The sequence below is a fragment of the Prolixibacter sp. NT017 genome (genome assembly GCF_009617875.1).
Taxonomy (GTDB): Bacteria; Bacteroidota; Bacteroidia; order Bacteroidales; family Prolixibacteraceae; genus Prolixibacter.
In genome coordinates this window covers 523,796-536,119 of the sequence record NZ_BLAV01000001.1, presented here as the reverse complement: position 1 = coordinate 536,119, position 12,324 = coordinate 523,796, and the positions used below count along the sequence as shown (strand labels likewise).

General features: G+C 50.9%; 4 protein-coding genes. 1 reads left to right on the top strand and 3 read right to left on the bottom strand.

The window, feature by feature from the left end:
- Positions 1-124 precede the first annotated feature (124 nt).
- Positions 125-2,272 carry a peptidyl-dipeptidase Dcp gene (gene dcp / locus GJU87_RS02080; RefSeq protein WP_153637994.1) on the top strand — a complete coding sequence of 716 codons (2,148 nt, stop codon included), beginning with the start codon at positions 125-127 and terminating at the stop codon, positions 2,270-2,272.
- 205 nt (positions 2,273-2,477) lie between these two features.
- Here dcp and GJU87_RS02075 read toward each other — a convergent pair whose 3' ends face one another.
- From GJU87_RS02075 to GJU87_RS02065, 3 genes are all read right to left on the bottom strand, one after another.
- Positions 2,478-3,059: an NADPH-dependent FMN reductase gene (locus tag GJU87_RS02075; RefSeq protein ID WP_153637993.1), complete on the bottom strand. Its 582-nt coding sequence runs from the start codon at positions 3,057-3,059 to the stop codon at positions 2,478-2,480.
- Between the two features lie 180 nt (positions 3,060-3,239).
- Positions 3,240-4,160: a LuxR C-terminal-related transcriptional regulator gene (locus GJU87_RS02070; RefSeq protein WP_153637992.1), complete on the bottom strand. Its 921-nt coding sequence runs from the start codon at positions 4,158-4,160 to the stop codon at positions 3,240-3,242.
- 165 nt (positions 4,161-4,325) lie between these two features.
- The gene (locus GJU87_RS02065; RefSeq protein ID WP_153637991.1) at positions 4,326-11,684 is read right to left on the bottom strand and encodes an S-layer family protein; all 7,359 of its coding nucleotides are present in this window, start codon (positions 11,682-11,684) and stop codon (positions 4,326-4,328) included.
- Between the last annotated feature and the right edge of the window lie 640 nt (positions 11,685-12,324).

The following is a 12,324-nucleotide window of genomic DNA, read 5'->3' as shown; positions in this document are numbered from 1 at the left end:
TATTCATTCAAATTTTAAAACAGACAGAATGAAATGAGCATGATTCTTCGAAATACCAATAGAAATAAGTATTTTCCAATCATGCGAATTCCATGTGGTAATTTAAAAAGTAAAAGACAAACACATGAAACGACATCTTTCTTTTTTGCTGATTGCGCTGGCGGTTGTGATAACCTCCTGCAGCAATGGCAACAACGGCAAATCAGCCAATTCTAAAACCACCGATTTGAAGAACAACCCCTTTATGAAACCCAGCACCTTGCCCTACGGCGCCCCGGATTTCACCAAAATCAAAGACAGCGATTTTCAGCCTGCCATGGAGGAAGGCATGAAAGAACAACTGGCTGCCATTGAGAAAATTGCCAACAATCCGGAAGCTCCGACGTTTGACAACACCCTGGTAGCCATGGAAAAAACCGGTCAGCTATTGAACCGCGTTTATGGCGTATTTAACCTGTTGGCAGGTGCCAATACCAATCCTACCATTCAAAAAATTGGCGAAGAAGAGGCGCCAAAACTGGCAGCTCACCACGATGCCATTTACCTCAATAGCAAACTCTTTAAGCGCGTAAAAACGATTTACAACGAGCGTGACACATTGAATCTCGATCCGGAATCGAAAAAGCTGGTAGAGTATTATTATCAGCAGTTCCAACTGGCCGGAGCGAATCTTTCGGATGCCGACAAGGCGAAATTGAAAAAACTGAACGAAGAGGAAGCAACGCTTAGCGCCCAGTTCACCAACCGTCTTCTGGCTGCAGCCAAAGCCGGAGCCCTGGTCGTAGATAACAAGGAAAAACTGGCTGGACTGTCGAACGCCGAAATTCAAACGGCAGCACAAGATGCCAAAGCCGACAAGCAGGATGGTAAATACCTGATTCCGCTGCAGAACACCACGCAGCAGCCGGATCTCCAGTCGTTGACCAACCGCAAGGTTCGTCACGAACTGTTCGAGCACTCCTGGACCCGTGCCGAGCAAGGCGATAAAAACGATACCCGCGCCATCATTTCCCGCTTAGCGGAAATCCGTGCCGACCAGGCCCAATTGCTCGGTTACAAAAACTTTGCTGCCTGGAAACTGCAGGACCAGATGGCTAAAACTCCCGAAGCAGTAGAAAAATTCCTCGGCAAACTGGTTCCTGCCGCTACCGCGAAAGCAGAACGTGAAGCAGCCGAAATCCAGAAAGTCATCGACAAAAACAAAGGCGGTTTCAAACTGCAGCCATGGGACTGGAACTTCTATGCTGAAAAAGTGCGGAAAGCCAAATACGATCTCGACGAAAACCAGATCAAACCCTATTTTGAGCTGAACAACGTACTGGAAAATGGTGTGTTCTATGCCGCTCACGAACTGTACGGACTGACTTTCAAAGAGCGTCATGACATTCCGGTTTACCAGAAGGATGTTCGTGTATTCGACGTGATTGACAAAGACAGTACCACCATCGGTTTGTTCTATTGCGACTACTTCAAACGCGACAACAAATCGGGCGGTGCCTGGATGGATAACATCATCGGACAGTCTAAATTGTTAGGTACTAAGCCGGTTATTTACAACGTTTGCAACTTCACCAAACCTGCTGAAGGACAACCAGCATTGCTGAGCTTCGACGACGTAACCACTATGTTCCACGAGTTCGGTCACGCCCTTCACGGCTTCTTCGCCGATCAGGAGTATCCCAGCCTTTCAGGAACAGCAGTTGCCCGCGACTTTGTGGAATTCCCATCTCAGTTTAACGAGCACTGGGCGATGTACCCGAAAGTGTTTAAACACTACGCGGTGAATTACAAAACCGGCAAACCGATGCCGAAAGAATTGGTTGACAAAATCAAGAAATCAGCTACGTTCAACCAGGGTTACGCTCTGACTGAATTGCTGGCTGCCGCCGAACTGGATATGCAATGGCACACCATCCCGGCAGGCGATTCCATCAAGAATGTAGACCAGTTTGAGACCAATGCGCTGCAGAAAACGCACCTGAACCTGGAGCAGGTTCCGCCGCGTTACCGCTCCACTTACTTCCTCCACATCTGGGGAAATGGTTATGCAGCTGGCTACTATGCATACCTGTGGACCGAAATGCTGGACGACGATGCTTATGCATGGTTTGAAGAAAATGGTGGTCTGACCCGCGCCAACGGTCAGCGTTTCCGCGACATGATCTTGTCTCGTGGTAACACCGAAGATTACGAGAAGATGTACAAAGCATTCCGCGGCCGCGATCCGGAAATCGGACCGATGCTGAAAAACCGCGGTCTGGTAGCAGAATAGTTTATTCTTAGCCGAAATAATAAGTACCTGGATTGCCCCTGGTTCCTGCCTGGAATCAGGGGTATCTTTTTATACCAAAAAATCAGGACTATTATCCGGACTTAAAAAGGTCGACGATCGTCGAAAAGATTTCTTCATTGACTTAGAAACCCTGCATTCACCCACATTGTATTTCTTATACGGGTGTATACACAGGTTTTCCACATCAGTTTCTCATGTATTGAACAGCTACTTCTTCTGCTGTTTTCTTTTGATGAAGTGCTTCGGCAAACCACAAGAAATCCGATACAAATTGATTGACCTGTTCAACAATCAAGTCATTCTGCGGCTCATAATTATCATCGAATGCTTCATGGATTCCGGCAATTAATAATTTACCCGGAAGGGGAAAAGCACCCAGGCTCAGAATAACGTGCTGCAGTTGGGTCGAAGCATTAATTCCGCCCATCTTACCGGTCGATGTAGAAACCACGCCAATGGGCTTCCGTTTGAACTCCGCCCAGTAATAGTCCAGCGTATTCTTTAGTGCGCCGGAGAAGCTTCCCTGGTATTCGGGGGTTACAAAAATCAGGGCATCGGCCTCTTCCAGTCGCAGGCGGATACTTTCGACGATCTTCCCGGCAGCCGGACTGTCATCGAGACTGCCAAAAACAGGAAGCGGGGTTTTCAGCAAATCGATCACATCCGTTTCCATGTCCTCTTCTTTTAACAATTTGTCCAGATAGTATGCTGCTTTGTGTGACTGGCGTCCGGGACGGACAGCTCCCAACAGTATGGCTATTTTCATCTTTGTGTCTGTTTTATAAAATGAATTTCTATTGATTGATGTTGTGTCGCAGATACCAATGATGAACGACACGACAAAGATGAAGCAAACCGGGCACCCCGGAAACAGACTAAAGGACAGAAGTGAACCTGTACCATCGGACAGGTGTCCGACATGCTGCATTATCTTATAAACTACAAATCAGAGTAATCCACGCTGAATAGCTGTCTCGACTGCCTCTGTACGAGTTTGTGCAAACAGTTTGGACAGAATCGATGAAATGTGGTATTTAACGGTGCGTTCCGAAATAAACAGCTGGTCGGCAATTTGCTTGTTGGTCATTCCTTTTTTTACCAGCACCAATACCTCCAGTTCCCGGTTGGTTAACGGCGACGTGGGATAATGGAAAGCATTGTCAGCAACCTTTTCAATGGTTTCTTCGCCAACCTCTTCGCGAATAAGAAGCAGTTGTCGGTGCAATTCCTGTGCTTTTTCCAATGACGATTGCACATTCTTATCTGCGCTTTTAGTCTGCTGAAGAGATTGTACCAGCTCGTCCATTCCCGGTTCAATCACCCGGTTGAGTACTTCCATGACTGCCGACGGCCGGTTCTGCTGCTCTTCCTGCCGGCGCGTCCGCTGAACCGCGATACTAATCAGCTCCGCAATGGTATTCAAAACCGACAGTTTCTTTTCATCCAGTTCCTGGGTTTGCTTACTCACCAGGTTAATCAGTCCGACCTTTTGTCCTTCGATGGAAATCGGAATGGTAGCATGGAACTTCAAGCCGCGTGTACCGGCTGTGATATCCTTCAAACGGGTACAGGTAATCTCACTGATGTTGCGAGCTTCCGAAATGCCATCCGCCAGGTACGAATCGATGCAGTAACAGTTGCCGGAAAGCCGCTCCGGATAACGACTGAGTGCTGGCGGCAGGTTATACGAAGCCGCCAGGTACACCGAGTGCGTACCTTCCTGTACCAGCCAAATCCAGCCGGTTTCGAGGTGCAATAATTCCACCGTCTTTTCCAGTGCTATTCGCAAAGCGGAATGCAACGAGAACTCCTTGTTCAGGTTCCTGGCAATTTCGTACAGATGGGCAAAATACTCGTTGTCTTCCATGATTCAATCTTTCCGGATGATATGACTTCAACAAACATACGGAGTTCTGGTTTGATTCTCCCATTACACTCTTTCCATTCCTAACAATTCGGTTGATCACCACAGATGAAAAGAGGCCAGAGAAGTTACCTCCCCTGGCCCCAGATAATATTTACCCTCTTATTCTTATCGTCTGATGACGCGTCGGGTCACTACCTTATGATCAGCTTTTATCCTCAAAATGTACATCCCCTGATGGTAAGCCCCCAGATTCAACGTTACATTGTCAGTGACTCCATTCCACTGTTTCAACTGTACTCCCTGAAGACTGTACAACGCCACATCAAATTCGGTGTTCGCCAACTGAACATGAACCTTATCGTGAGTGGCCGTTGGATATACCTTCACCAGCTTTTCTACCGAATGATCATCAACGCCGGTGGCTGTAACCACTGTCGCCTGCAAATTGACCACATAAGGATTTTTGTTTGGATCGTTATTCTCAATGCTTATCGCAGCAGTTTTGGTTCCAATAGAAGAGGGCGCAAACCGCACCACAAAAGTGGTCGACGACGAAGCTGCAACCATTGACTCCGGCTGCTGAATGATTTCGAAATCGCTGGCATCAGCACCGGAAAGCGAGATGGGAGTGGTCAGAGTTAAAGTCCCGATTCCGTTGTTTTCAATAGTAAATGTTGTATCGGTACTGGTATTCACCGTCTGAGTTCCAAAGTCAAAGGTCCCATCTGCAGCCAGTGCCTCAGCTTCCTGAAACAGGTCCATGGCCGGCGGGTCATCCGTTCCCGTAATCGTAATGGTAACCTGTTGCGTGGTGCCGTCGGTGGCAGTGAACGTGTGGGTATCGGTGACGGTAGCGCCGGCTGCCAGGCTCTGCACCTTGCTTTCGTCCAGCGTATAGGTCCAGGTTCCGGAAGCAAGAACAAAACTACCGTAGCCATTATCTCCAACCGTAGAAGCTTCGTCAGCAAACGAAGGACTGGTTGCTGCATCCACATCACTAATGGATAGCGTTCCGGTAGCCGTTACCGGGCTGTCGCCGATGTTTCCTTCAGTCACCGAGCCGGTAAATGTTCCCGCCAATACCGGCGGGTCATCCGTACCCGTAATGGTAATCGTAATCTGCTGTGTCGTACCGTCGGTGGCGGTATAGGTGTGCCTATCGGTGACGGTAGCGCCGGCTGCCAGGCTCTGCACCTTGCTTTCGTCCAGCGTATAGGTCCAGGTTCCGGAAGCAAGAACAAAGCTGCCGTAGCCATTATCTCCAACCGTAGAAGCTTCATCAGCAAACGAAGGACTGGTTGCTGCATCCACATCACTAATGGATAGCGTTCCGGTAGCCGTTACCGGGCTGTCGCCGATGTTTCCTTCGGTCACCGAACCGGCAAACGTTCCCGACACAACCGGCGGGTCATCCGTACCCGTAATGGTAATCGTAATCTGCTGTGTCGTACCGTCGGTGGCGGTATAGGTGTGCCTATCGGTGACGGTAGCGCCGGCTGCCAGGCTCTGCACCTTGCTTTCGTCCAGCGTATAGGTCCAGGTTCCGGAAGCAAGAACAAAGCTGCCGTAGCCATTATCTCCAACCGTAGAAGCTTCATCAGCAAACGAAGGACTGGTTGCTGCATCCACATCACTAATGGATAGCGTTCCGGTAGCCGTTACCGGGCTGTCGCCGATGTTTCCTTCGGTCACCGAACCGGCAAACGTTCCCGACACAACCGGCGGGTCATCCGTACCCGTAATGGTAATCGTAATCTGTTGTGTCGTACCGTCAGTGGCAGTGTAGGTATGTGTATCGGTGACGGTAGCGCCGGCTGCCAGGCTCTGCACCTTACTCTCGTCTAACGTATAAGTCCAGGTTCCGGAAACAAGAACAAAACTACCGTAGCCATTATCTCCAACCGTAGAAGCTTCGTCAGCAAACGAAGGACTGGTTGCTGCATCCACATCACTAATGGATAGCGTTCCCGTAGCCGTTACCGGGCTGTCGCCGGTGTTTCCCTCGGTCACTGAGCCGGTAAATGTTCCCGCCAATACCGGCGGGTCATCCGTACCCGTAATGGTAATCGTAATCTGTTGTGTGGTGCCGTCGGTGGCAGTGTACGTGTGGGTATCGGTAACCGTAGCGCCGGCTGCCAGGCTCTGCACCTTGCTTTCGTCCAGCGTATAGGTCCAGTTCCCGGAAGCAAGAACAAAACTACCGTAGCCATTATCTCCAACCGTAGAAGCTTCGTCAGCAAACGAAGGACTGGTTGCTGCATCCACATCACTAATGGACAGCGTTCCGGTAGCTGTTACCGGGCTGTCGCCGATGTTTCCTTCGGTCACCGAACCGGCAAACGTTCCCGACACAACCGGCGGATCGTTCACCGCCGTGACATGAACCGTTTGTGTTACCGGTGTACTATCATCGGTACCATCGCTCACGATAAAACTGATTGTCCGGGGCGATGTGGAAGGATTGTTCGAAGAATTTGCATAGCTCACCGCTCTCAGGGCAGTCTGCCATTGAGCAAGGGTTGCGGTAGAGCCGGACGATGCCATCGTCAGGACTCCGGTAGAACTGTTATAGCTCGCCGAAATATTCCCCATCGTACTGCCGTCATTGGCAAAAGCCAATACATCTTCATCGGATGCAAAGTTTCCGCTGACAGAAACGGTTGCCGATGCGAGCGTGGCATTATCCACATCCGAAACCGTAATTCCCGCATCGATGACCGATGCGGCATCGCCTTCGGTGAAATCAAGTGCGGTAGATGAAGTCGTAACGACAGGTGCATTGTTCACTGCCGTGATGGTAACTGAGGCCGTCCCGGTATTGGAGGACTGCGTGTCGCTGCCACCGTTCGCCGTACCGCCATTGTCTTTTACGCTTCCCACATAGAAGCTGCGATAGTTGTACCCGTAAGCCGTTGGATCATTGCTTGTACTCAACCACTTGATTCCGTCAATCACCGCATCGAATTGAGCAGTGGACAAGTTGCCGCCCGAAAGTGTTACAGTTGCCGGATGATCGGCGCCCCCCACTTGCGTAACAACATAGCTCAGTCCATTTCCACCGGTGGTCCCGGAATTACCATCCACAACGACAATGGAAGTACCGTCGATGGTCAGAGTTTCGTCTGTCGTGCCGTCGGCGTGGGTCATCCCCACTACAAAGCCAGTAATATTTTGGCCGCTCTCAACCGTCGACGATGTCGTTCCCGAGAACAATGCAACCGCACTACCGCCTTCGGTAAAGCTTGCCGTAGCACCGGTTGTCGAAGAGGTCGGTGCATCGTTAACGGCCGTTATGCCAATGCTAACATCGGCGTTGCCACTGGTTCCGCCATCACCGTCATTCACGGTCACCCGCGCTGTACGGGTCGAATTGTCAGGCGTAGTCGTATTGCTGTTGCTGTAAGTCAGTGCCTGCAGTAAGGCCGAAGTGGCCGTGGGAGTAGCGTTGGCACTCAACGAAATGACCAAATCGTTCGTTCCGCTACCTCCTGTGAAAGTACCTATCGTAGCTCCTCCGTAGGTCACACTACTGCCGGAGACTCCTATCTGTCCTGCACCGGTGCCTTGATTGGCAATTGCCAGAACATCTTCCGATGCCACCCGGTTAGTCACCAGGGAGACGGTCACATTTCCTCCGCTGAAATTGGTATTATCGGCATCACTGACATTCGCTGCCGTACCGGTGTCCAGTGCAACCGCACTGCCTTTTTCGGTAAACGAGGCGTTGTCACCATTCAGGTTCGATACCACCGGTGCAACGTTCGCCGGGGTCGTTAATGTCAAGTCGTTACCATCACCGCCAACATAGCTTGCTTTTAACACCGTGCCATTACCGCCGGAAGTCAGAGTGGCGCCTTCCGCCAGATTGGCAAACGTTCCGGTTATGGCATCCGAACCGTCATTGTTGATGATGGTATAGCTAACACTTTTTCCGGCGGAATAATTGTGCGCGACAGAAATGGTTGCGCCGGTGACATCTACCGTACCGGATACAGCTACCTGGTCGTAGCCGGTACCAGCTGTGTTTCCGTTAATATCTATTACCAGCATACCGCCGGAACTCACATTCAGGTTACCGTTAACCGTCAGAGTGCCTACGCTGTTTCCCGGAGCCAGGGTACCTCCGCTCTGTACTGTCAGCGTTGGAGTTCCGCTGCCAAAAACCGAGCCATCGCCGGCCAGCGTGGCCGTATTGCCTACCGTTAGCGAAGCGGTGCCCGACAAAGCGCCTGTAACCATCAGCGTACCGGCGCTAATTGTCGTGCTGCCGGTATAGGTGTCGGTGTTGCTTAGCGTCAGCGAAGCGCTGCCCTGTTTGGTCAGACTTCCGCTTCCGCTGACAACTCCCGACAGGGTGGCATCAGCCGAAGCACGAACCGTTGAACTGCCGGACAAGTTAACTGCATTATCAATCGTTGTCGCACCACTGACAGCAAGGGTGCTGCCCGCCAGGTTAACCGCACCTGTCCCAAGGTTGCTGTCGGAAGCAACCTGAAGTATTCCCGCGGAGGTACTGGTCGTACCCGAATAGGTATTGCTACCGCTAAGGGTGAGCGTACCGGTTCCGGTTTTCGTCAGGTTGCCGGTACCGCTAATCACTCCCGACAAGGTAGCATTGGCCGAAGTATTCACCGTAGCGTTGCCGCTGAGGACCACTGCATTGTCAACCGTGGTAGCTCCCGTAAGGGCCAGGTTTGTACCTGACGATAACGTCAGGGCACCGTTGCCGAGATTGCTGTCACTACTCACACTGAGCGTACCCGCATCAACAGTAGTAGTACCCGAATACGTATTCGTACCGGAGAGGGTCAGTGTTCCCGGACCGGATTTGACGAGGTTGTTCGCACCTGTGATGATGCCGGACAACGTAACGGCTGCGCTGTTATCGATGGTAGAAGTACCGTTTAAAGCGATGCTGTTATCGATGGTCGTCGGCCCGGTGACCGCTAGCGTGGAAGCGTTATCCAGTGTGAGTGTTCCTGTTCCCAGGTTACTGTCGCCGGCGACGGACAATGTTCCTGCAAAAACCGTTGTAGTGCCGGCAAAAGTGTTGCTACCGTTCAACCGAAGGATAGCTGCCCCTGTTTTGGTCAGGTTTCCGGTACCGGAAATCACGCCGGTAAAATCGGTTATGTTGGCACCGCCCCCGCCGCCGATACTCATGGTACCGCCATTGGCCCCCAGGACAACATTGTTTGCGATGGTCCGGGTAGTACCGGCGGTCCCTGTAACGGTACACTGCAAGGTACCACCATCGAGCGTCAGATTGCCCGATGGCAGCGAACCGGGCGCACTGACTCCGGCTGAAAGGGTTCCCCCGGTGACTGATATCGCCCCGGACCAACCAGCGTTATTGCTCCCGGAACTTAACGTTAAGGTACCCGACCCTGTTTTACTCAGGTTCCCGGAGCCGGACAGCGTGGAGTTAACAGTCGCGCTACTGCTGCCACTCCAGGTGAGGACATCGCCGCTGCCCAGCGTAATGGTATTGCTGTTGATAGATACGCCACCGGCATTACCGGTATTCACAGTCAAACTTTCGTTAATGGACAGGTTCCCGGCCAGCGCTATCGTCTGTGATGCCAGCGACGAACCAAAAACAATCGTCTGGCTACCGGTATTATCGGCAGCAGCGATGGCAACGGCTTCGCTCAAACTAACACCATTGGAAACATCGATGCTGGTTGCATCCGTCGAATTGGTCACATATATCGTATTGCTGGTCACGGTCACATCAGCGGTAGCAGAAGTATTCCCATCGCTCAGGCTAAACCGGAGGGTAGCATCACCTGCCGGCGTATCGTTCCGGTAGTCGGTGTGCCGGATGACATCCTGCACCAAAGCAGTTGTGGCGGAGGTACCGCTGCTCGTGAAACTGATGGTCAGTACGCCGCCGGTATTGGTAAAGGTGGCAAACGTTAGTCCGCCCGATTGCAGGTCACTGCCACTCACGGTGAAAAGAGCGCCGGAGGTATCAAAGCCAAAAACATCGCTGCTGATGGCAGTTCCTGCACGTTGAACAGAGAGGCTGCCCCCAGCCCAATCGCCGTTTCCGCCATTCAGTGCGTCAAATTCGGCATCGCTGGCGGTGGCATCGCCCAAAGCATCCAATGCCACGGTATTGCCAACACCTCCCCAGGCATTACTGTCTCCATCGAGGTTCGAGAGAACAGGCGTTGTATTCACCCCGGAAACCGTAATCTGATTCCCGGTCAGGTCCGAAATATCACCGCCCGTAACGTTACTGTTCCAGTCGTCGGCAGCAGCCAGGTCATAATTCGTTCCGTCAAGCGACGAAGTTCCGTTGTTATTCAGTAGACCGGCCACGCCTGACTGGTCCGCGCCATTCAGCGTAACCGAAAACGAAGTGGCATCGGTAATCTCCACGTCACTGCTGGTCAGCGTATAATTTCCGTTGTTTTCTCCGATTACCGTCAGTTTATTCACCGTAATATCGTTCGCGGCACCGGGTACCCTCACCAGGTTGGTACCGGCTACCGCCAGCACATGAGTACTGGCATTGTAAGTAGCCGAAGTGATAGTTGGCGACATCACATTGCTGACGGTAATGCCATTTCCGGTAACATCAGCCGGTGAAGCAGCCGTTGCGTCCCAGCCGGAAGCACCGGCCAGGTTATAGGTAGTATTGTCCACCGAATAGGTACCGTTCCTGTTTAATATACCGTTGATGGCCAGTTGATCGCTCGCATTCAATCCAACCGAGAAGCTGGTACTGCCCGAAGCTGTAACCGCAGAAACAGAACCGGTCAGGGTATAGGTTGCGCCGCCCTGTCCGGTGAGGGTTAGTTTGGTCGGGTCTATCACATCCCCCGACGTCATATTGGTCCCGGTAACTGCCAGTATGCCGGTAGAGGCATCGTAGGTGGCATTGGAAATAGTGGGTGAAGGAGTAACCGCACTACTCACCTGGATATTGTTGATGCTATGATTGGTGGCAGACTGGTCGCCCAAATATCCTCCGGCACTGATGTAGAATCGCACCTCATCGACATTCTCGAAAGCTGAGCCCAACGTAACGGTGATTGGGTTATAAGAAGCATCAAATCCCTGAAAGGTGGTAGAAGCGACTTCACTCCCATTTCGATATCCCTTAATGGTATTGGTAAATGGATTACTTTCCCCCCAATTATAATAATCAAACTTCATCAAACGGAATTCACTACCGTCTGCAGATTTGATATCCATCCCTTTCGAGCCGCTATTGTTAGGGTTCGTCAAGGCTGAAAACGATGAGTTGGCACTAGCAAGCCAGCTGTTGTTCTCCCAACTTAAAGCGGACTGCATCGTCCCGTTTACATCCGAGATGTTGAAAATCTGGATATCAATGTCGCTGATAGGCGTTGAACCTCCATCGCCATCCTGAGCGATATAATCCGAGAGACCAGCAGTACTCGAAAAAGTAAGTGTTGGGCTGGATGACAGCGTGGTTTGTGCCCCAGCATTTTGCAGGAAGAAGAGGGCAATCAGTAGAAAAAACAGTTTTAGGATTGGAATCTTTTTCATTGTCGAATCGTCTTTGATTATGGTTTGGATAAATTCTTTCAGGACAATGCACTGCCAACTGAAAGAGGAAAATCGTGTAAAACAGAATCACTGCTCATACAATTCAAATCTTGTTGAGAACCGCAGCTACCTGTTTCGTTCACCATGCCAGGCATTTTTTTGGATTAGTCATTATCAATTCACACACTCTGTTACAGGTCCCATAGCGGTATTTCAGCCGTTCCATGCCAATTCATTCCACAAGACCTTTTTTTCGTTCCGCGAATGCTTGCGCAGGCGAGCGTTGTTATAGCGCATTCTATTTCGGACCTATTTGTCCTTTATTTAACGATGCGAAGATAAAAGATATTGTTCCGGATACCTCTTTCGAATAAAATTCTATTGATTATTTAACATACACATGCACTTACTTTTTAGAGTATAAAAGCACAACCGCGAAATGATTCCGGGAAGTATTTTCTACTCATCCCAACCCTTCTCTAACATAGAGAAGGACCAGCGGCACTGCAAAATTGCGGGGACTCAATTCCAAAATCGCCCTCCTTCCATTCCAAAGGAACAGCTTATTTCAGCCCAACGGCAACGCCCCCGATGTTCGTCAGGACAGGCTTGGGGTAAAAAAGTGCCGTACATTGACCAT